Here is a 20,096-nt window from a genome sequence, read left to right on the forward strand (position 1 = left end):
CGCATCGCCAGCCGCGCCTTCCTGCCCGAAGGCCCGCGCTTCGCGTCGCTGGACGCCTACTACGACCCGGACGGCGGCGACCCCCTCGCCTGGGCTTTCGGCGCCCTCGGCGTGCAAGATAAAGCCCGGCACCTGGCCACCCTCTACCTCAACGACCTCGCCGACGTGCTGCGCGAGGCCGCCGACCCGCGCTTCGAGTTCGTCCGCTACGCCGAATCCCTGGCGATGGCCCAGCCCACCTTCGCGCCCCTGGCTGCCGCGCTGGCCGCGCCGCCCACGCTGGTGGACGAGACCCTCGCCCGCCTGGCGCTGGATGCCGTCACCCGCCACGCACCGCGCGTCGTGCTGCTGTCGGTGCCCTTCCCTGGCTCGGTGTACGCCGCCTTCCGCATCGCCCAGACCATCAAGGCCCACGACCCGTCCATCGTCACCGTGCTGGGCGGCGGCTTCGTGAACACCGAGCTGCGCGAGCTCACCGAGCCGCGGGTGTTCGACTATTTCGACTTCGTCACCCTCGACGACGGCGAGCGCCCGCTCCTCGCGCTGCTCGAACACCTCGACGGCAAGCGCGGCAAGTCGCGGCTGGTGCGCACCTACGTGCGTGAAGAGGGCCAGGTGCGCTACATCAACCTCGCCGAACCCGACATCCCCTTCGCCGAGGTCGGCACGCCCACCTGGGACGGCCTGCCGCTGGATGGCTACCTGTCCATCCTCGACATGCTCAACCCCATGCACCGGCTGTGGTCCGACGGGCGCTGGAACAAGCTCACCGTGGCCCACGGCTGCTACTGGAAGAAGTGCAGCTTCTGCGACGTGAGCCTCGACTACATCGGCCGCTACGACGCCGCCAGCGCCGAAGTGCTCGTCGATCGCATCGAGGCCGTGGTGGCCGAGACCGGGCAGACCGGCTTCCACTTCGTGGACGAAGCCGCCCCGCCCAAGATGCTCAAGGCCCTGGCCGACGAGCTCGCCCGGCGCAAGCGCAGCATCAGCTGGTGGGGCAACATCCGCTTCGAGAAGTCCTTCACCCCGGAACTGTGCCAGCAGCTCGCCGACAGCGGCTGCATCGCCATCTCCGGCGGGCTGGAGGTCGCCTCCGACCGCCTGCTCACGCTGATGAAGAAAGGCGTGTCGGTGGATCAGGTGGCGCGCGTCACCAAGGGTTTCTCCGACGCCGGCATCCTGGTGCACGCCTACCTGATGTACGGCTTCCCCACGCAAACGGTGCAGGACACCGTGGACGCGCTGGAGTACGTCCGCCAGCTCTTCGACGCCGGCTGCATCCAGTCCGGCTTCTTCCACCGCTTCGTGTGCACCGTGCACTCGCCGGTGGGCCAGCACCCGGACGAATACGGCATCAAGCTCAAGCCCCTGCCGCCCATCAGCTTCGCCAAGAACGACGTGGGCTTCATCGACCCCACCGGGGTGGACCACGACGCCCTCGGCGTGGCCCTCAACAAGGCCCTCTACAACTACATGCACGGCATCGGCCTCGACGAGGACGTGCGTCGCTGGTTCGACACCAAGGTGCCCAAACCCCGCGTCCCCCGCAACTGCATCGCCCGCGCCCTGGGCTATTGATCCACTGCAATCCCCATGAAAATCAACCTCATCCCCCTCGGCACGCGCTTCGAATACGAAGGCGAGATCTACACCAAGACCGGCCCGATGACCGCCGCCTCCGAGAAAGGCGGCCAGCGCATGATCCCGCGCTACGCGGTGCTGCGCCCCGTCGGCGAGATTCCGCCCGCCCCGCCCCCCGCCCCCGGCCGGCCGGTGGACGCCGACAAGGTCCGCGCCGCCTTCGACGCCTACCACGCCGTGGCCCTGCGCCTCGCCGACGACTTTGCCCGGCCGGAACTCGAAGCCGCCCGTCAGACCTTCCTGGCAACGCTCGACGCCTGAGGAAAGGCGCGGCACCCCCGGCGCGCCCGAGCCGAGCTGCCCCACACCCATCCGGAGGAGATCGGCGCCCCGGCCCCCGACCGCCGCTGCCCTCGACACCCCCGGCAAGGCCGACTCGCCACCCCGCCCGGTGCTCGCGACCACCCCGGAGCCCGTCGCGACCAGCCCGGATCTCCTCGCGATGAGCTCGGCGCGTGTCGTGCCCTGTCCCGGCGTCTCTCGCGAGCACCTCGCGGATAGACCACCCCTATCCCGCCGACACACCCCGCCTGTCCGCGAGCGCCTCGCGAGGAGCACAAAGCTGCTCGCGAGGCGCTCCGGGACAGGGGCCGACTATCCGGAAGACGGACCCGAGCAGCCCGGAGACAGGCACGTCCTGTCCCGCAGGTCCAACCGAGGGCTTCCGCCATAGGCCCGACCACCGCTGAGGTACTCACGACCATCCCGGAGGTACTCACGACTCTCTCCGAGGTACTCGCGACCACCTCGCCGGTGGTCGGGCGCAGCGCGCCGGTGGTCACGAGCACCCGCCCGGGGGCGGCGACCACCGCAAACCCTCCCCGACGCCCTTTCAAGCCCGTCCGCAGCACCCGATGCACGGGCGCGCCGGGCCGGCCTTCCGGGGCGGCAGGCCCGGCGCGAGTCAGCCCATTTACCGTGCCGCCCTCGTGCCCGCCCCCCCTTGATGCGATAATCCGTCCTTTCCCACGATCGGCGTGCCGGCCTGCGGCTGCCGTTTGCGCTCATGCACGTTTTACTGCCGGACCATCCCGCCCGTCGCGCCGCCCCCATCGGCGCCGCCCTGCGCCCGAAGGCCGCCCGATGACGATGGACATCTCCAGCGCCAGCGGCCGGGTTCGCGCCTGGTTCGACATGCACCTGGTGGACCACGGGGCGATCCGCGCCATCTACAACAACTTCTACGATCTGGGCGGCGGCATGTACCGCTCCAGCCAGCCCAGCCCGGCGCAGATCCGCAAGTACGCCCGCAAGTTCGGCCTCAAGAGCATCATCAACCTGCGCGGCGCCCACGGCTACGGCTCCTACGCCCTCGAGAAGGAAGCCTGCGACGAGGCCGGCATCGCGCTCTACGACGTGAAGCTCTACTCCCGCACGCCGCCGGAGATCGAGGAAGTCCACGCGATGGACGAGTTGTTCAAGAAGATCGAGTACCCCGCGCTGCTGCACTGCAAGTCCGGTGCAGACCGGGCCGGCATCGGCGCCGCCCTGTATCGCATCCTGCACCTGGGCCATCCGGTCGAGGACGCGATGAACGAACTCTCCTGGAAGTACGGCCACTTCAAGCGCGCCAAGACCGGCGTGCTGGATTTCTTCTTCGCCACCTACGTGGCCCGCAACGCCCGGTCGCCGATCAGCTTCCTCGACTGGGTGGATACCGAATACAACCGCCTCGAACTGCACGCCCGCTTCCGTGAGGAAGGCTGGGCCAGCCTGATCGTGGACAAGGTGCTGCACCGGGAATGAACGAATCCATCCAGCTTTACCGCCGCCTGGCTCACCCACAGCGAACATTAATATGCCGCCGGAGCATGAATTCCAGTTTGCTACACTAAAATTTTATTAGCAACGAGGCTCTTGTGATCAAGCTCTATCAGGTTTTCTACGATGATGCGACACGCCAAGCGATTGAGCCCGAATTCATCCCCTACGACAATCGCCAGCCACCCCATAATGGCTGGTTCGAATACGGCTGCATCCGAAACATCCTGCTGACGGCCGACTTTGCCGACGACGACCGCTTCGGACTGTTCTCACCTCGGCTCACTGAGAAAACCGGCCTTGGCGGGCACGACCTGCTCGCCCGCTGCGCGGAATCCGACGCCGAGCTCATCAGCTTCTCACCCTGTCTCGACCAGCTCTCGCTGTTCCCCAACGTCTTCGCGCAGGGCGATTTCTGGCACCCTGGACTCATCGCCGCCACCCGCGAGCTATTTCAGCGCATCGGCCTCGATGTGGATGTCGCCAGCTACGACTATTACGCCGACCAGACTCGCTCGATCTTCTCCAACTATTTTGTCGCCCGGATGAGCGTCTGGAAAACCTGGTTTAGCTACGCCGAGAGGATTTTCGATCTTTGCGAAAACGGCACCGACGAACTGGCCCGGCAGCTCAATGGCCACACGGATCACCGCGCCATCGCCGGCCGCTACCCACTCAAGGCCTTCATCATGGAGCGGCTGATTTGCGCGGTGCTCGAAAAACTTGGGCTGGACGCCGAAATCGGTCTGGATTACGAACGCTACGCCACCAGCAACCCACACCAGGCCGATGCACTAGACGAACTGCTGGTGCTTGACGCCCTCAAGGCGCAGTTCCGGCACACAGGGAACCCCATGTTTCGCGAACTCCACCGCCGCCGCAGCGCAGCGCTCGACGCGTGGCTGCGCGCCCCAAAGCGCCGCACCAAGTACGGCGAGGCCGCCAAGCGCCTAGTGCTGAAACGGCTGTTCGCCCGCTAAAGATGCTTGTGGATGCGCCGGTGCGACTTACCCACACCTGCCGGAGGTGCGACAATTCTTTGTGTCACTTTGGCCCCCCTCGCAGCCTATCCCCCCCCTGCCACATCTGCCCTGGCTCCCCTGCTGTTACGCGATCAAGGTTGCCGTTCCGCCAGAACAAGCAGGCCAATATCGATGAGCAGCTCCGGCTACCGGCTAAGTCAGCTTGACCGCTGACAAGGTACTGCACTGAAAATGAAAGACTCGATCCTCCTTTACCGCCGCCTGCTCGGCTCGGTGCGGCCCTACTCGCGGGTGGTGCTGCTGTCGATCCTGGCGATGGTCGCCGCGGCCTCCCTCGAGCCCGTGCTGCCGAGCCTGCTCAAGCCCCTGGTGGACGAGAGCCTCATCAAGAAGAGCCAGACCGCCCAGTGGCAGGTGCCGCTGTTCCTGATGCTCGCCTTCCTGGCCAAGGGTGTCGCCGAATACGCCGCCAACGTGTCGAGCCAGTGGATCGCCAACAAGGCCATCAACGATCTGCGCCAGCAGGTGTTCCGCCACCAGATGCACCTGCCGATCCCGGTGCACCAGGCCGAAGCCGGCGGGCGGATGCTGTCGCGCATCCTCTACGACATCCCCCAGGTGGGCGCGGCGCTGTCCAACGCGTGGATCATCGTGGTGCGCGACTCGCTGATCATCGTCGGCCTCACCGGCTACCTGATCTACACCGCCTGGGAGCTCACCCTCGTCATCGTCGCCATCGCGCCAATCGTGGCGTGGCTGATCCGCGTGGCGAGCCGCAAGCTGCGCGGCTCCAACCGCGAGATGCAGGAGACCGCCGGGCGCCTCACCGGCACGGTGGAAGAAACCCTCGGCGGCGTGCGCGAGATCAAGCTCTTCGGCACCCACGACCACGAGGACGCCCGCTTCGCCGACATCTCCGAAAAGCTGCGCAAGCAGACCATGCACACCGTGCGCGTGTCGGCGATCAACGTGCCGCTGGTGCAGGTGCTCGCTGCCGCCGCGGTGGCCACGGTGATCTGGACGGCCACGTCGCTGTCGGCCCAGGATAAGCTCAGCCCCGGCGAGTTCGTCTCCTTCGTCACCGCCATGTCGATGCTGTTCGAGCCGATCCGCCGCCTGACCAACATCAACGCCGTGATCCAGCGCGGTCTGGCCGGCGCCCAGAGCATCTTCGAGCTCCTCGACACCCCGGCCGAGGTCGACACCGCCACCGGCAGCTTCCCCCGCGCCACCGGCGCGCTGCGCTTCGAGCACATCAGCTTCCGCTACCCCGGCCAGACCGAATACGCCCTGCGCGACTTCGACCTGGACATCCCGCCCGGCCAGACCATCGCCCTGGTGGGCGCCTCGGGCAGCGGCAAGAGCACGCTCGTCAATCTGGTGGCCCGCTTCTACGACATCGAGGAAGGCCGCATCCTGCTCGACGGCACGCCGCTGTCCAGCCTGCCGCTGGCCCACCTGCGCCAGCAGCTCGGCTGGGTCGGCCAGCAGGTAGTGCTGTTCGACGACAGCGTGGCCGCCAACATCGCCTACGGCCGGCCCGACGTGCCCGAGGCCGACATCGTCGCCGCCGCCCGCGCCGCCCACGCGATGGAGTTCATCGACAAGCTGCCCGACGGCCTCGCCACCCGCGTCGGCGCCAACGGCAGCCAGCTCTCCGGCGGCCAGCGCCAGCGCATCGCCATCGCCCGGGCCTTCCTGCGGGATTCACCGATCCTGCTGCTGGACGAAGCCACCTCGGCCCTCGACAACGAATCCGAACGCGCCGTGAAGGACGCGCTCATCGAGCTGCGCAAGAACCGCACCGTGATCGTCATCGCCCACCGCCTGTCCACCATCCGCGACGCCGACCGCATCGTGGTGATGGAGCGCGGGCGCATCGTCGAATCCGGCACCCACGACACCCTGGTCGCCGCTGGCGGCGCCTACGCCCGGCTGCTCGCCAGCGGCGAGGCCCACGACATTCCGGAGGCCTGACCCCATGAGCGATCGCGTCGCCCTCTACTTCGTCGCATCGCCGCTGCAGTATCTGGCGGCGCGGCGCATCGCCGAAAACTTCGAGCCCGGCGCCCGCCAGGTGCTGGTGTGCTACAAGCGGGGCGTCACCCCGATCATCAAGCAGACCGACTGGGACGCCGCCGGCTACATGCCCTGGCCCCGCTGGGAACCCCTGCCCGGCCCCTTCGGCCGCCTGCGCCGCCAGCGCGAGAACATCCGCCTGGTGGCCGATCTGGTCGGCCGCTGCAAGGTGCTGCACATCCACAGCGCGGTGTTCGACACCGAGGCAATCAACTACTTCCTGCGCGCCCTGCCGCCCCGCTGCGGCGCCAGCGAGATGCACGCCCGCATCCTGCCCGACGGCATCATCAGCATCCGCCGCTATCCGCTCACGCTCGCCAAGCGCTTCCTCCAGTACGTGCGCAAGCTGCGCCAGCTGGTGGCGCCCGAGCTCGACTACTGGTGCTTCTCGGGCGACCGCATCGGCTCCGACGCGCCCTTCTGCGACCGCGTCTACGTGCTGCCCGGCCTGCCCCACGAATACCCGCCCGCCAAGGCGGTGGTGCTGCCGCCGCTGGTCGAACCCGACCCGACCCGCGTTGTTGTCGACGGCGAACCCACCGCGCTGGTGATCGGCCAGCCCCTGGAAGGCGCCGGGCTGATGAAGGGCGCCGACCGGGACGCCGTCAGCGAGGAGATCCGCGCCTGGCTCGCCGGGCAGGGCATCACCCGCATCTTCTACAAGGGCCACCCGAAAGACCCATCGCGGGAGCTCAACCAGCCCGCCTATGAAGTGGTCAATCTGGACGAACCGCTCGAAGTCCACCTCGCCCGCACGCCCTACAACGCCGTCGTCGGGGTGCGCTCTAGCGCCCTGCTGTTTGCCCGCCAGACCGCCCCGGCCAGCACGAAGGTGGTGGCCTTCGGGTGGGATCGGGTGCGCTTCAAGTCTGCCGACGAGAAGCGCCAGATGCTGGAAGCCTTCCGCACCACCGGGGTCGATGTCCATGGCGCCTGAGATCCGGCCGGCGCCCTTCACCCGGCCGGAACCCGCGCCCGCAGTGCGGCGGCCCTACCTGGTGTTCATGCGGGTCGGCGCCACCGACCTGCTGCCCGACTGGCTCGCCGCCGAGCCCAAGCGCAACTGGGACGTCTTCGTGAGCGGCTACGCCCCGCGCGAACCCCAGCCCGAGGCCGTCGCCACCGTGATCGGCGGCTACAACAAGCTCTCCCACTTCCGCGAATGCGTGCAGTCCGGCGCGCTGGATCTGTCCGCCTACCGCTACGTGCTGCTGGCCGACGACGATCTGGCGGTCACCGCCGGCAGCATCTCGGCCTTCTTCAAAGACGTCGACCGCCTTGGCCTCGCCGTCGCCCATCCGGCCCAGGACTGGTCCGGCTACTGGTCGCACCGCATCATGCTGCGCAACCCGCTGGCCGAATGGCGCGAGACCAATTTCGTCGAGATCATGTGCCCCTGCGTAGACACCGGCTTCATCGCCCGCCGGCTGAACGACCTGCCGATCACCTTCAGCACCTGGGGCAGCGACCACGCCCTGTGCCACCTGGCCCGCGCCGACGGCGGCAAGGTGGGCATCATCGACACCACGGTGATCCGCCACACCCGACCCATCAAGACCGACGGCGCGTTCTATCGCAAGCTCGCCGGCGACGGCATCGACCCGGAAGCCGAGTTCAGTGCGGTGCTTGCCACGCTGCCGGCCGACTGTCGCCATCATCGGGTGCTCGGCCACCACCCCGCGCCGGGCCTGCTGGCGCCCCTGCGCGGCCTGGCGGCGCGGCTCGTCGAGAAACACAAGGCGCGCATCCTGCGGTTCAAGGGCCACCACGGCCGACTGGAATACTGACCACACCATGAAGATATTCGTCGTCAATCTTGAGCGTGCCGCCGACCGTCGCGAGGCCATCCTCCGGCACCTGGGCGAACTCGGGCTCGAGGCGGAGATCCTCCCGGCCGTCGAAGGCGTCAAGGTCGATCGCGCCACCCTCGGCCCCGACGCCGAGCCGGGCCTCTCCAACGGCGAGGTGGGCTGTTACCTCAGCCACCTGCGCTTCTGGCAGATCGTCGTCGAGCGCCGCCTGCCCCACGCCATCGTCCTCGAGGACGACGTGGTGTGCAGCCCGTCGCTGATGCGCGTCGCCCGCGAAGCCGCCGCCCTGATGCCGCCCTTCGACGCGGTGCGCCTGTCCGCCCTCCAGCCGATCCGCGGGATTCCCGTCGCCACCCTGTCGGGCGGCGAGCAGCTCGTCCTGCCCACCAAGCACCCCAGCGGCACCCAGGGCTACATGGTCAGCCTCGAAGGCGCCCGCCGCCTGCTGGCCGCCATCCCGGTGCCGAAGAGCCCCATCGACGACACCCTCGACCGCTACTGGAAGTTCGGCCTCTGCGTGCCGGTGCTCTCCCCGAGCGTGGTCGTCGAAGATGCCAGCATCGCCAGCAGCATCGGCGCGCGCTTCGGCAGCAAGGGCGCAGACAGCGTCGCCCGCCGCCTGACCCGCCACTTCGCCCGGGTCGCCGAGGCCGAGCGGCGCAAGATCAGCGTGTTCCTGATGGCCCGACGGCTGAAGGCGAAGCTGCAGGGCCACCGCTGAGGCGCGCTCCCACGATGTCCCTCCGAGATGCCCTGGCGGCGCCGCGCTCAAGCATTCCCGCCATCAACGGGATGCTGTTCGCGAGCCTGTTCTTCTTCCTGCCGGCCCACGTGGCGCCGGCCTACTCGATCAGCGGGCTGATCCTGCTGCTGTCGCTGGTCGAGGGCCGCTTCGCCGAAAAATGGGCGCAGCTCAAGGGCGATCCGCTGTTCTGGATCTTCCAGGCCTTCTTCTGGATCACGCCTCTCTCGCTGCTGTGGACCGACGACCTGCAGGCCGGCCTGCGGATGGTCGGGCGCTACGCCTTCTTCCTGCTCTCCCCCCTTTACCTCACCATCGCCCGGCGCGAACTCGCCCCCCGCTGCATCGCCGCCTTCCTGGCCGGCTGCCTGATGGCCGAGACGCTGGCCTGGTACAACTGGCTGGAGATGAGCTTCTTCCCCGAGTGGCCCGACGGCATCCGCGTCCGGAAGGAAGCCACCGAGACCGCGCCCTTCGTCGATCACATCCTGTACGCCCCGATCCTCGCCTGGGCCGGCTATCTGGCGCTGCGCGAAGCCCTCGCCGCCACGGGCTGGCGACGCGCCGGCTTCGCCCTGCTCGCGGCCCTCACCACCGGCAACCTGATCTTCTCCACCGGCCGCACCGGCCAGTTGGTCTTCCTGGTCCTCGTCGCGCTGCTGATCTTCCAGCGCCTCGCCGGCCGCCACCCGCTGCGGGCAGCCCTGGCGGCGGTCAGCCTCACCACCGGCCTCGCCGTGCTGGCCTACCACACCAGCGCCCCGATCGCCGCCCAGGTGGATGAGACCCTCAGCGAATTCGCCCGGCGCGACGACACCTTCGACACCGCCACCGCCCAGCGGCTGGGATTTCTCACCAACAGCCTGCGCCTCGCCGCCGAGAACCTTCTCACCGGGGTTGGCGCCGGGGATTTCTACCCCGCCTACGTGGACATCAACCAGCGCTACACGCCCGACTGGACCACCACCGACAACCCCCACAACCAGTATCTGTTCACCGTCACCACCACCGGCATCGGCGGCGGGCTGATCCTGCTCCTCACCTACTTCCCGCCCATCCTGTGGCGCCGCCATCGCGACGCCCTCGCCCAGCATCGGGTGGCGCTGGTGGTGTTCATCGGCGTGTGCAGCCTCTTCGAGGATTACCTGTGGCGCTCCAACACCTCGCTGCTGTATGTGCTCTTCGCGGTGCTGCTGCTGGGCCGGCGCAGCCTCGGGCCGCCTGCGGACGGCCGACAAGCCGCGCCGATTCGGGCAGAATAGATCGCCTTCTCCATTCCGAACACCGACCATGAACATGGGCGCCGACGGCGAAATCCTCAACGACGCTCCGGGCGTACCCTTCCTCACCTGCGGCTTCTTCACCGACGGCTACGCCGCCGAAGCAGCCCAGCTGCGCGAATCCCTCGACCGCACCGGCACCCCGTACTTCCTCAAGCGCTTCGCCAGCCGGGGCTACTGGGAAGCCAACACGCGCATCAAGCCCGAGTTCCTGCTCGACTGCCTGCGCCGCTTTCCTGGCCGCGACGTGGTGTACCTCGACGCCGACTCGGTCGTCCGCTCGCCCCTCAAGCTGTTCTTCGATTTCGATGCCGACCTGGGCGTGTTCATCGCCCCCGCCGACGCGGGGATGACCCACCGCTACCTCACCGGCACGCTCTACCTGCGCAACACCCCGGCGATGCACGCCTTCGTCGAAGACTGGATCGCCGCCCAGGACGGCATGGTGCTGGGCGTCGATCAGGACAGCTTCACCACCGCCGTGGAGCGCCACCCCGAGCTGAAGGTCGGCCCACTGCCCGAGAGCTACGTGAAGATCTTCGACCGGGGCTCCGAGACGCCGGTGGTCGAGCACTTCCAGGCCAGCCGCCAGCGGGTCAAGCTCCAGCGCACCATGAAGAAGACCCGCAACGTGGTGCTGGGTGTCGTTTTCGTTGCGGCGCTGGCCTGGCTGATCACGACCTGGCTGTAGGCCCGCGCCTGCCGGCGCAGCCCATTGATAGAAAGTGTTAATTCAATGAGCCGGTCGTGACATTTCCCTGCACGGCACGGAACATGCCGAAACAAAATTCCGGCATGATTCGTGCCCGGGCGTGAAATCCCTATCCAGAATGAGCCGAGTCCACATCCTCATGTATCACCAGGTTGGTGATTTTCCGACGCGCATGCCCAGTCATCGAGGGCAGTATTGCCATCGTCCGCGCTTTGCCGCGCAGATGAGCATGCTCAAGCGCTTCGGCTATTCGGTGGTGAGCATGGACGACGCCGTGGCAGGCCTGCGCGGCGAAGCCACCCTGCCCGCCCGCCCGGTGGTGCTCACCTTCGACGACGGCTACGTGGATTTCCTCGAATGCGTCGCCCCGGTGCTCAAGGAGCACGGCTATCCGGCCACCGTTTATGCCGTGGCCGGGCTGCTCGGCCAGACCTCGTCGTGGGTCGAGCCCGAAGGCCTGCGCCCCGCGGCCCTGATGAACGCCGCCCAGCTGCGGGAAGTGCAGTCCATGGGCTTCACCGTCGGCTCCCACTCGGTCAGCCACCCCCGCCTCGCCCAGGTCGACACCCAGCGCATCGCCGAAGAAATGACGATCAGCAAGCGCATGCTCGAAGACGCCCTCGGCAAGCGGGTCGACCACTTCTGCTACCCCTACGGCAGCCACGACATCCGCGCCGTGCATGCGGCCGCCGAAGCCGGCTACGTCACCGGCACCACCTGCCTGCGGGCCGTCGCCACCCCGGCCGACGATCTGCTGACCCTTCCCCGCAAGCCGGTTTCCCAGGGCAACACCGCCCTCGGCGTGCTCTGGAAGCTCGTCGCCAAGAACACCCCGCGTCACCCGCCGATCCGCCGCGGCTAGCCGGATCCGGGCGAAAGCTGCGCGACTTGCGGCACAATAGCGGTCTTTGCGCCGCCCGGTTTTTGCCCATGACGTTCCGCCTCCGCTCCCAGCCCCGCCGCCCGGCCGCCCACGGCCGCGCCGGAGTCACCGCGTGAAGCGCATCCTCATCGTCCGCAGCTCGGCCATCGGCGACGTGGTCTTCGCCTCGGCCCTGCCCGCCGCCATCAAGCGCGCCTACCCGGACGCCCATGTGGCCTGGCTGGTCGAACCCGGCATCCACGAGCTCCTCCTCACCGACCCGGCCATCGACGATATCATCACCTGGAGCAAGGCCGAGTGGGTCAAGCTCTGGAAGGGCGGCCAGAAGCTCGAGCTCGCCCGCCGGGTGCTCGCCCTGCGGCGCGAGCTCCACGCCCGCAATTTCGACGTGGCGCTGGATCTGCAAGGCCTGCTCAAGAGCGGCTTCATCACCTGGCTCTCGGGCGCAAAACGCCGCGTCGGCCTCGGCTCGAAGGAAGGCAGCCAGCTGCTGATGACCGAGGTCATCCCCCGCGGCGGCGAGATCAAGCGCATCGGCTCCGAATACCAGTTCCTCGCCCAGCATCTGGGCGTCGATGCCGGCGACTTCCTGCCCACGCTCCACGTCGCCCCGACGGCGGATGCGAGCGTGCAGGCCAAGCTCGCCACCCACCGGCTGGAAACCGGCCGCTACGCGGTGTTCGCCCCCTTCACAACCCGCCCGCAAAAGCATTGGTTCGAGGACGCCTGGCAGGCGCTGGCGCCCCAGCTCATCGCCGCCATCGGCCTCACCCCGGTGATCCTCGGCGGCCCGGCCGATGCTGACGCCGCGGCCCGCATCGCCGCGGCCGACCCGCGCATCGTCAATATCGCCGGCCAGACCCGCCTGCCCGAAGCCGTCGCCGTCATCGCCCGTTCGGCGCTGGTGATCGGCGTCGACACCGGCCTCACCCACATGGGCACCGCGCTGGCCCGGCCCACGGTGGCCATCTTCGGCTCCACCTGCCCCTACACCGACACCGGCCGGCCGACCGGCAGCGTGATCTGGCTGGGGCTGGAATGCTCGCCGTGCAAGCGCCGGCCCACCTGCGGCGGCAAGTTCACCTGCCTGCGTGACATCACCCCGGCGATGGTCATCGAACGCGCCCAGGCCATGCTGGCCGCCGGAGGCGCGCGATGAAGATCCTCCACGTGGAAGCCGGCAAGTTTCTGTACGGCGGCGCGCGTCAGGTCCAGTACATCGTCGAGGGCCTCGCCGCCCGTGGCATCGACAACCTGCTCGCCTGCCCCACCGGCAGCGACTCCGCCCGCCAGCAGCCCGCCGGCGTGCGCGTGGTGCCCATGAAGATGGGCGGCGACGGTGATCCGGGCATGGTGCTGCGCCTGGCCAACCTGATCCGCGCCGAAAAGCCCGACCTCGTGCACCTTCACAGCCGCCGCGGCGCCGACACCTGGGGCGGCCTCGCCGCAAAGCTCGCCGGCGTGCCCTGCGTGCTGTCGCGACGGGTGGACAACCCGGAATCCCGCCTCGCGGTGGCGATCAAGTACCGGCTGTACGACCACGTGATCACCATCTCGGAGGGCATCCGCCAGGTGCTGCTGTCCGAAGGCCTCGCGCCGGGCAAGGTCACCTGCGTGCGCAGCGCCGTGGACGCCACGCCCTACCTCGCGCCGGTCGATGCCGCCGCCTTCCGCGCCGAGTTCGGCCTGCCCGCCGATGCGCTGGTGGCCGGCGTGGTGGCGCAGATGATCCCCCGCAAGGGCCACCGCTACCTGCTCTCCGTGTTGCCGGGCCTGCTCGAAAAGCACCCGAAGCTGGTCGTGCTGATCTTCGGCCAGGGCCCGCTGGAGGCCGAGCTGCGCGCCGAAGTCGCCAGCCGCGGGCTCGACGCCGCGGTGCGCTTCGCCGGCTTCCGCCACGATCTGCCGCGCTGGCTGGGCGGGCTCGACCTGCTGGTGCATCCGGCCGACATGGAAGGCCTGGGCGTGTCGCTGCTTCAGGCCTCGGCCGCCGCCGTGCCCATCGTCACCACCCGCGCTGGCGGGCTGCCGGAGGCGGTGCTGGATGGCGTCACTGGCCTGCTGATTGAGCCCGGCAACGAAGCCCAGCTCGCCGCCGCCATCGACCGCCTCGCCGCCGACCCGGCCCTGCGCGGGCGCTTCGGCGCCGCCGGCCGGGCGCGCATCCTGGCCGAGTTTTCCATCGACGCGATGGTGGCCGGCAACCTTGCCGTCTATCGCCAGGTGCTCCAGCCATGAAGATCATCACCGTGCTGCACAGCCTGCGCAGCGGCGGCGCCGAGCGCCACGCCCTGCAGCTGATGCGCGGCCTGCGGGCGCGGGGCCACGAGGCGCTGTTCGCCGGCTCGATGAACGGCTGGCTCGGCCAGCAGCTCACCGCCGACGGCTTTGGCGGCATCAACCTGCCGATGGTGGGCATCTACGACCTGCCGTCAGTCATCCGCCTGGCGCTGTATGCCCGCCGCGAAAAGGCCGACCTGATCCACGGCCACCTCACCCGCGGGGCGCTGTACACCGGGTTTGCCGCGAAGCTGGCCGGCGTGCCCAACGTGGCCACCGCCCACTCCGACAACGCCGGCAAGCACTTCGGCCGGGCCGACCGGATCATCGCCGTGTCGGGTGCCGTGGCGCGCTTTCTTGAGCGCGAGGGCTACGACCCGGCGCGTATCCGGGTCGTCCATCACGGCATCGCCGACATCGCCGCCAGGCTGCCCGCCAACGTGCGCCACGCAACCCGAGCGGCGCTGGGCCTCGCCGACGACGAGCCGTGCCTGCTGATGGCCGCCCGCATCGTCACCGCCAAGGGCCACGACACGGCCCTGAAGGCGCTGGCCCGCATCAAGGACCAACGCTGGACGCTGCTCCTCGCCGGCGATCACCACGGCGATCTGGGCCCGCAGACCCAGGCCCTCGCGACCGAACTCGGCATTGCCGACCGGGTCCGCTTCCTCGGCCTGCGCGAAGACGTGCCGGCCCTGCTGGCGGCCGCCGACATGCTGCTGGCGCCGTCGCGGCGGGAGGCCCTGTCCCTGACCCTGCTGGAAGCCTCGGCCTGCGCCCTGCCCATCGTCGCCAGCACGGTGGGCGGCATTGGCGAGGTGGTCGAGCACGGCGCGAGCGGCCTGCTGGTGCCGCCGGACGACGTGCCGGCCCTCGCCGACGCCATCGCCCAGTTGCTGGCCGACCCCGAGCGGCGTTCCGCCCTGGGCGCCCGGGCCCGCCAGCGCTTCGAATCCGGCTTCACGGAGAATGCGATGTTCGACGGAACCCTGGCGGCGTATCGCGAGGCCTGCGGCCCATGATCCAGATCCTCATGTACCACCGGGTCGGACACTTTCCCGGCCGGGTGAAGGCCCACGGCGCGCTTTACTGCCACCTGCCGCGCTTTCGCGCCCAGATGACGCTGTTCCGGGTGCTCGGCTACACCGTCATCAGCCTCGACGACGCGGTGGCCGGCCTGCGCGGCGACAAGGCGCTTCCGCCGCGCCCGCTGGTGCTCACCTTCGACGACGCCTACGTGGATTTCCTCGAGAATGCCGCGCCGGTGCTCAAGGCCCACGGCTATCCGGCCACGGTGTACGCGGTGAGCAGCCTGATCGGCAGCACCTCGCTGTGGGATGCGGGCGTCGGCCCCGAGCCGGCGCCCCTGATGGACGCCGCGCAGCTGCGCGAGGTGCGGGACATGGGCTTCACGATCGGCTCCCACTCCCGGAGCCACCTGCGGCTCGCCCAGCAGGACGAAGCCTGCATCGCCCGCGAGATGAGCGACAGCAAGTCGGCGCTCGAAGACCTGCTGGGCCAGCGCGTGGATCACTTCTGCTACCCCTACGGCAGCCACGACCTGCGCAGCATGGAAGCCGCGGCGGCGGCCGGCTACCTCTCCGGCACCACCTGCGAGCGGGCGGCCGCCATCCCGTCGAACGACCTGCTGGCCCTGCCGCGCAAGGCGGTCTCGCGGGGCGACGACGTATTCGGCGTGGCCTGGAAGCTGCTCACCAAGAACGCCCCCAAGCGCCCGCTGCTGCACCGCGCCGGCTGAGGGCGCGGATCAGGGCAGGAACACCGGATCGGCGAAGACCAGCGTGCCGTCGGCGCGCATCATCAGGTTGTCGGGATTGAGGATGTCGGGCTGGACGGGGTAGCCCTCGATGAAGTCAGACAGCCGCGCCACGGCCTCGACGAGGCTGGCGGGGAGTTCGGGCGGCGGTTCCTGGGCGATGTGATAGAGCGCCAGCCGGCCGCGATTGACGCCCATGTTGGCCCACTTCTCGCAGCCTTCCCAGTAGGCGGCGGCGAGCAGCCGGGCGAGCCGGGACGCTTCGCCGGACACCGGACGCAGGCGCTCGACCTCGACGAGGCGGAACGAATAACCGTTGCTGGCCTTGCCGATCACGCCGTAATCGGCGAACACGCGGGGGAAATGAATGCCGGTGGGACGGTCGTCCGCGGCGAGGTAGAAGTAGTCGGCAGGGGAGCTGACCACCTTGAAGACGCGCTCGCCGTCACCAGCGTCGAGCACGATCGAGAATTCCCCCCGCCCGATCTCGACGAGACCTTCGAGCAGGGGGTGAGCCGGAACCGGATCGGGAAGGCGACTGAGCGCTCTCCCGGCTTCCGGCAGCACGGCGGGCGGGTCGATCATCGCGGATCGACGAGGGTCATCCGATGATGTTGTAGCCAGCATCCACGAAGTGTACGCCGCCGGACATGTTCCGGCCAGCGTCCGAGACGAGGAACGCGGTGAGCGCGCCGATGTCTTCCGGGGTGACGAGGCGGTGCAGCGGCGAACGATCGACGGCGGCCGCCATCAGGCCGTCGAAACCGGCGATGCCGGAGGCGGCGCGGGTCATCAGCGGGCCCGGGGAGATCGCATTGACGCGGATGTTCTTGGGGCCCAGCTCGAAGGCCATGTAGCGGGTGGCGGCTTCGAGGGCTGCCTTGCACAGGCCCATTACGCCGTAGTTGGCGATGACCTTTTCGCTGCCGAGGTAGGTCATGGTGATGAGCGAACCGCCGCCGGCCTTCTCGAGCAGCGGCTCGGCCTTGCGGGCCAGGCGCACGAAGGAGTGGGTGGACACGTCCATCGCCATCGCGAAGCCGTCCGGCGAGGTGTCGACCACGCGGCCGTGGAGGTCGTCGCGCTTGGCGAAGGCCATGCTGTGGATCGCGAAGTCTAGCTTGCCGTGCTTGGCGTCGATCTGGGCGAAGACTTCGTCCATGGTCTCGGGCTTGGTCACGTCGAGGAGCAGGACGTCCTCGATGCCCAGGCGGCTGACGATCGGCTCGATGAACGCGAGGGTCTTCTCGTTCTGGTAGGTGATGATGACCTTGGCGCCCGCTTCGATGCACGCTTCGGCAACACCAGTGGAGATGGACTTTTCGTTGGCGATGCCGGTGATCAGGCCCACCTTGCCTTCGAGATTGATGATCGGGTTCATAAAAACCTCCATGGGGTTCGATAAAAAATTACTGCACTGCAACAATTGCAGACCTTAGAATGGTCTACGAATACTGTTACGTGCAAACTTTTTTGATAACGGCAGGATTCCACCTTTCCTCAACCCAAATGTTGCGACGCATCAAACAATGACCGAAAACCTCCACAGCCCGGGCGTGATCCCGGTCTATGTCTTCCTCGATTTCGATGGGGTCACGCATCCCTGGCGCGAGGCGGAGGACTTTCGCTGTCTGCCGGTGCTCGAAGCCGTGCTGCGCGATTACCCCGAGACCCGGGTGGTGATCGCATCCGACTGGCGCACACTGTTCTCGCTGCCCAAGCTGCGGGCGCGCTTCTCGCCGGACATCCAGCCGCGGGTGATCGACACCACGCCGGCGATCTTTCCGCGCAGCCCCAACGAGCTCTACGGCCTGCGCGAGCGGGAAGCCCGCCAGTGGCTGGCGGCCAAGGCGCCCACCGCGTCGTGGCTGGCCATCGACGACGCGCCGGGCAACTGGCCGACCCGCGCGCGGCTGGTGCTCACCGATTTCAAGCAGGGCTTCACCGAAGAGGACGCAGGGCGCATGCGCCGGCTGCTGGACGCCTTCCGCGCCGGCCAATTTGACGCCGAAACGGCAACCCCCGCCTGACGACAGCCTTCATCGCCCCCGGTCTGTCGATAATCGGGCCGGCGAGAAGGATGTCAGGCCGGCGTAGATCGACATCACCGGGTTAACGAAGGACATTCACGCGCTGTAGATCGAATACAGGCGGTGTACGAACGATGTTCACCGGGTGTAGATCGATTACACCCGGTGAACAAAGGAATCGCATCGGGTGTAGATCATATTCACCCCGTGAACAAAGGATGTTCACGGGGTGTAGATCGAATACACCCTGCGTTGATGGAATGCCCGGCAGGCTCAGAACTGTCGCGCGAGGGGCGATTCGTCCATCAGCGCAACCTGCTCGCGCAGCGAGAGGATCATGTCCTGCCAGTAGCGCGGGGTGTCGAACCAGCTGAAGGCCGCCGGGAAGGCCGGGTCGTCCCAGCGTCGGGCGATCCAGCCGGCGTAGTGGATGAGGCGCAGGGTGCGCAGGGCCTCGACCAGATGCAGGCTGACCGGGTCGAAATCGGCGAACTGCTCGTAGCCTTCGAGCACGTGGTCGAGCTGGCGGGCCATGGCCGGGGCGTCGCCAGAGAGCAGCATCCACAGATCCTGCACCGCCGGGCCGTTGCGGGCGTCGTCGAAATCCACGAAATGCGGGCCGGCGTCGGTCCACAGCACGTTGCCGCCGTGCACGTCACCGTGCAGGCGGATCATCGGCTGCGCGCCGGCGCGCTCGAAGCAGCGGCGCACGCCATCCAGGGCCTGATCCACCACCGAACGCCAGGTTTCGCGCAGCTCGGACGGCAGGAAGGGCGAGGCGAGGAGTTCGTCGCGCGGTTCTTCGCCGAAGCTGCGGATGGTCAGGTCTGGCCGGTGGGCGAAGGGCTTGTTTGCGCCGATGGCGTGGATGCGGCCGAGGAAGCGGCCCAGCCAGCCGAGCACCGCCGGGTCGTCCAACTCGGGCGCGCGGCCGCCGCGGCGGGGGAACAGCGCCACCCGGAAGCCTTCGTAGTGATGCAGCGTGCTCCCGCCAACCTCCAATGCCGGCACGGCGGGGATCTCGGCGTCGGCGAGTTCGGCGAGGAAGGCGTGCTCCTCGAGGATCGCCTCGTCGCTCCAGCGCCCGGGGCGGTAGAACTTGGCGATCAGCGGCTGGGCGTCCTCGATGCCGACCTGATAGACACGGTTTTCGTAGCTGTTGAGGGTGAGCAGGCGGCCGTCGCAGACGAGGCCGCTGGCCTCGACCGCCGACAGCACGAAATCGGGCGTCAGCGGTCCGAAGGGGGCCGTCACTGCTTGCTTTCCTCACGCACGTAGGGCTCGTGGAGCTTGACCGGCGCGGTCTTGGCCGCCTGACGGGCACGCATGCGCAGGTTGAGCATCTCGACCAGCACCGAGAAGGCCATCGCCGAGTAGATGTAGCCCTTGGGCACGTGGTGGCCGAAGGCGTCGGCCATCAGCACCACGCCGATCACCAGCAGGAACGACAGGGCCAGCATCTTGACGGTGGGGTGGCGCGACACGAACTCGCCGATGGGGCCGGAGGCGACCATCATCAGGCCCACCGAGACGATCACCGCGGCCATCATGACCGGGAGGTTATTGACCATGCCGATGGCGGTGATGATCGAATCGAGGGAGAACACGATGTCGATCAGGATGATCTGCACGATCACCGCGCCGAAGGTGGCCTTGACGGCGCTGGAGGCTTCGCCCTCCTCGCCTTCCATCAGCTGGTGCACTTCCTGGGTGCTCTTCCACACCAGGAACAGGCCACCGCCCAGCAGGATCAGGTCGCGGCCCGAGAAACCGTGATCCAGCACGGTGACGACGGGCTCGGTCATGCCGGCCATCCACGACAGGGCTGCCAGCAGCGCGAGGCGCATGAACATCGCGAGGAACAGGCCGAGGCGGCGGGCGAAGGCGCGCTTCTCCGGCGGCAGCTTGTCCACCAGGATGGAGATGAAGATCACGTTGTCGATCCCCAGCACCAGCTCGAGGGCGGTGAGGGTGAGGAAGGCGATCAGCAGTTGCGGGTCGGTCAGGAATTCCATGTTTGCATTGAGGGTTGTGACGGGATGCGCGCCCGCGTCGGCAAGCACGCGAGGCGCATGGTCGCACGAAACGGGGCGGATTGAGGATGTCGGCGCAGG

Annotated in this window: 20 protein-coding genes; 16 read left to right on the forward strand and 4 right to left on the reverse strand. The window is 68.3% G+C overall.

The genetic code is table 11. From position 1 onward, the window contains the following. The 15 genes from Q0672_RS15020 to Q0672_RS15090 all read left to right on the forward strand — a co-directional run. On the forward strand, positions 1-1,581 hold a 1,581-nt coding region (locus Q0672_RS15020), incomplete at its 5' end, for a radical SAM protein (RefSeq protein WP_298623435.1). Positions 1,582-1,596: 15 nt separating this feature from the next. After that, a complete protein-coding gene (locus Q0672_RS15025) occupies positions 1,597-1,905 on the forward strand; it encodes a hypothetical protein (RefSeq protein ID WP_298623438.1) in 309 nt (102 codons plus the stop codon). 822 nt (positions 1,906-2,727) lie between these two features. Then, entirely contained in the window at positions 2,728-3,390 is a 663-nt protein-coding gene (locus tag Q0672_RS15030) for a sulfur transferase domain-containing protein (protein ID WP_298623441.1), read from the forward strand. A gap of 113 nt (positions 3,391-3,503) precedes the next feature. Continuing rightward, a complete protein-coding gene (locus Q0672_RS15035) occupies positions 3,504-4,385 on the forward strand; it encodes a hypothetical protein (RefSeq protein WP_298623443.1) in 882 nt (293 codons plus the stop codon). A 234-nt stretch (positions 4,386-4,619) separates the two neighbouring features. Next, positions 4,620-6,365: a lipid A export permease/ATP-binding protein MsbA gene (gene msbA, locus Q0672_RS15040; RefSeq protein ID WP_298623446.1), complete on the forward strand. Its 1,746-nt coding sequence runs from the start codon at positions 4,620-4,622 to the stop codon at positions 6,363-6,365. A gap of 4 nt (positions 6,366-6,369) precedes the next feature. Next, on the forward strand, positions 6,370-7,404 hold the full coding sequence (locus Q0672_RS15045) for a polysialyltransferase family glycosyltransferase (RefSeq protein ID WP_298623448.1): 1,035 nt from the start codon (positions 6,370-6,372) through the stop codon (positions 7,402-7,404). Beyond that, on the forward strand, positions 7,394-8,254 hold the full coding sequence (locus tag Q0672_RS15050) for a hypothetical protein (RefSeq protein ID WP_298623449.1): 861 nt from the start codon (positions 7,394-7,396) through the stop codon (positions 8,252-8,254). Before Q0672_RS15045 ends, Q0672_RS15050 begins: the two co-directional genes overlap by 11 nt. 7 nt (positions 8,255-8,261) lie before the next feature. Continuing rightward, positions 8,262-8,999, forward strand: a complete 738-nt coding sequence (locus Q0672_RS15055) for a glycosyltransferase family 25 protein (protein WP_298623451.1) — start codon at positions 8,262-8,264, stop codon at positions 8,997-8,999. Between the two features lie 14 nt (positions 9,000-9,013). Then, positions 9,014-10,282, forward strand: coding sequence for an O-antigen ligase (locus Q0672_RS15060; protein WP_298623453.1), 1,269 nt, complete (start codon positions 9,014-9,016; stop codon positions 10,280-10,282). 28 nt (positions 10,283-10,310) lie between these two features. Next, complete coding sequence (locus Q0672_RS15065; RefSeq protein ID WP_298623455.1) at positions 10,311-10,991, forward strand: putative nucleotide-diphospho-sugar transferase; 681 nt, start codon at positions 10,311-10,313, stop codon at positions 10,989-10,991. 193 nt (positions 10,992-11,184) lie between these two features. Continuing rightward, positions 11,185-11,874 carry a polysaccharide deacetylase family protein gene (locus Q0672_RS15070; protein WP_298623457.1) on the forward strand — a complete coding sequence of 230 codons (690 nt, stop codon included), beginning with the start codon at positions 11,185-11,187 and terminating at the stop codon, positions 11,872-11,874. 133 nt (positions 11,875-12,007) lie between these two features. Further along, a complete protein-coding gene (gene waaF, locus Q0672_RS15075; protein ID WP_298623459.1) occupies positions 12,008-13,054 on the forward strand; it encodes a lipopolysaccharide heptosyltransferase II in 1,047 nt (348 codons plus the stop codon). Beyond that, the gene (locus tag Q0672_RS15080) at positions 13,051-14,133 is read left to right on the forward strand and encodes a glycosyltransferase family 4 protein (RefSeq protein ID WP_298623461.1); all 1,083 of its coding nucleotides are present in this window, start codon (positions 13,051-13,053) and stop codon (positions 14,131-14,133) included. The genes waaF and Q0672_RS15080 overlap by 4 nt, the downstream gene beginning before the upstream one ends. Continuing rightward, a complete protein-coding gene (locus Q0672_RS15085; protein WP_298623463.1) occupies positions 14,130-15,197 on the forward strand; it encodes a glycosyltransferase in 1,068 nt (355 codons plus the stop codon). The genes Q0672_RS15080 and Q0672_RS15085 overlap by 4 nt, the downstream gene beginning before the upstream one ends. Continuing rightward, entirely contained in the window at positions 15,194-15,934 is a 741-nt protein-coding gene (locus Q0672_RS15090; RefSeq protein WP_298623465.1) for a polysaccharide deacetylase family protein, read from the forward strand. Before Q0672_RS15085 ends, Q0672_RS15090 begins: the two co-directional genes overlap by 4 nt. 9 nt (positions 15,935-15,943) lie before the next feature. On the opposite strand, the gene Q0672_RS15095 is transcribed toward Q0672_RS15090, so the two are convergent. Together Q0672_RS15095 and fabI are read right to left on the reverse strand one after the other, a co-directional pair. After that, positions 15,944-16,537: a hypothetical protein gene (locus Q0672_RS15095; protein WP_153162507.1), complete on the reverse strand. Its 594-nt coding sequence runs from the start codon at positions 16,535-16,537 to the stop codon at positions 15,944-15,946. Positions 16,538-16,553: 16 nt separating this feature from the next. Next, the gene (gene fabI / locus Q0672_RS15100) at positions 16,554-17,333 is read right to left on the reverse strand and encodes an enoyl-ACP reductase FabI (RefSeq protein WP_153162508.1); all 780 of its coding nucleotides are present in this window, start codon (positions 17,331-17,333) and stop codon (positions 16,554-16,556) included. A gap of 148 nt (positions 17,334-17,481) precedes the next feature. Between fabI and Q0672_RS15105 the strand changes: the two genes are divergently transcribed. Next, positions 17,482-17,982, forward strand: a complete 501-nt coding sequence (locus tag Q0672_RS15105; protein WP_298623468.1) for an HAD domain-containing protein — start codon at positions 17,482-17,484, stop codon at positions 17,980-17,982. 273 nt (positions 17,983-18,255) lie between these two features. On the opposite strand, the gene Q0672_RS15110 is transcribed toward Q0672_RS15105, so the two are convergent. Beyond that, positions 18,256-19,236, reverse strand: a complete 981-nt coding sequence (locus Q0672_RS15110) for a serine/threonine protein kinase (protein ID WP_298623470.1) — start codon at positions 19,234-19,236, stop codon at positions 18,256-18,258. Then, a complete protein-coding gene (locus Q0672_RS15115; RefSeq protein ID WP_153162511.1) occupies positions 19,233-19,997 on the reverse strand; it encodes a TerC family protein in 765 nt (254 codons plus the stop codon). Before Q0672_RS15115 ends, Q0672_RS15110 begins: the two co-directional genes overlap by 4 nt. Between the last annotated feature and the right edge of the window lie 99 nt (positions 19,998-20,096).

Origin of the sequence: uncultured Zoogloea sp. (genome assembly GCF_937894855.1) — a bacterium.
GTDB lineage: Bacteria > Pseudomonadota > Gammaproteobacteria > Burkholderiales > Rhodocyclaceae > Zoogloea > Zoogloea oryzae.

Coding starts and splice junctions, on each gene's coding strand:
- Q0672_RS15025 (WP_298623438.1), top strand. CDS start 1,597: ATGAAAATCAACCTCATCCCCCTCGGCACGCGCTTCGAATACGAAGGC.
- Q0672_RS15030 (WP_298623441.1), top strand. CDS start 2,728: ATGACGATGGACATCTCCAGCGCCAGCGGCCGGGTTCGCGCCTGGTTC.
- msbA (WP_298623446.1), top strand. CDS start 4,620: ATGAAAGACTCGATCCTCCTTTACCGCCGCCTGCTCGGCTCGGTGCGG.
- Q0672_RS15045 (WP_298623448.1), top strand. CDS start 6,370: ATGAGCGATCGCGTCGCCCTCTACTTCGTCGCATCGCCGCTGCAGTAT.
- Q0672_RS15050 (WP_298623449.1), top strand. CDS start 7,394: ATGGCGCCTGAGATCCGGCCGGCGCCCTTCACCCGGCCGGAACCCGCG.
- Q0672_RS15055 (WP_298623451.1), top strand. CDS start 8,262: ATGAAGATATTCGTCGTCAATCTTGAGCGTGCCGCCGACCGTCGCGAG.
- Q0672_RS15060 (WP_298623453.1), top strand. CDS start 9,014: ATGTCCCTCCGAGATGCCCTGGCGGCGCCGCGCTCAAGCATTCCCGCC.
- Q0672_RS15065 (WP_298623455.1), top strand. CDS start 10,311: ATGAACATGGGCGCCGACGGCGAAATCCTCAACGACGCTCCGGGCGTA.
- Q0672_RS15070 (WP_298623457.1), top strand. CDS start 11,185: ATGCCCAGTCATCGAGGGCAGTATTGCCATCGTCCGCGCTTTGCCGCG.
- Q0672_RS15080 (WP_298623461.1), top strand. CDS start 13,051: ATGAAGATCCTCCACGTGGAAGCCGGCAAGTTTCTGTACGGCGGCGCG.
- Q0672_RS15085 (WP_298623463.1), top strand. CDS start 14,130: ATGAAGATCATCACCGTGCTGCACAGCCTGCGCAGCGGCGGCGCCGAG.
- Q0672_RS15090 (WP_298623465.1), top strand. CDS start 15,194: ATGATCCAGATCCTCATGTACCACCGGGTCGGACACTTTCCCGGCCGG.
- Q0672_RS15095 (WP_153162507.1), bottom strand. CDS start 16,537: ATGATCGACCCGCCCGCCGTGCTGCCGGAAGCCGGGAGAGCGCTCAGT.
- fabI (WP_153162508.1), bottom strand. CDS start 17,333: ATGAACCCGATCATCAATCTCGAAGGCAAGGTGGGCCTGATCACCGGC.
- Q0672_RS15105 (WP_298623468.1), top strand. CDS start 17,482: ATGACCGAAAACCTCCACAGCCCGGGCGTGATCCCGGTCTATGTCTTC.
- Q0672_RS15115 (WP_153162511.1), bottom strand. CDS start 19,997: ATGGAATTCCTGACCGACCCGCAACTGCTGATCGCCTTCCTCACCCTC.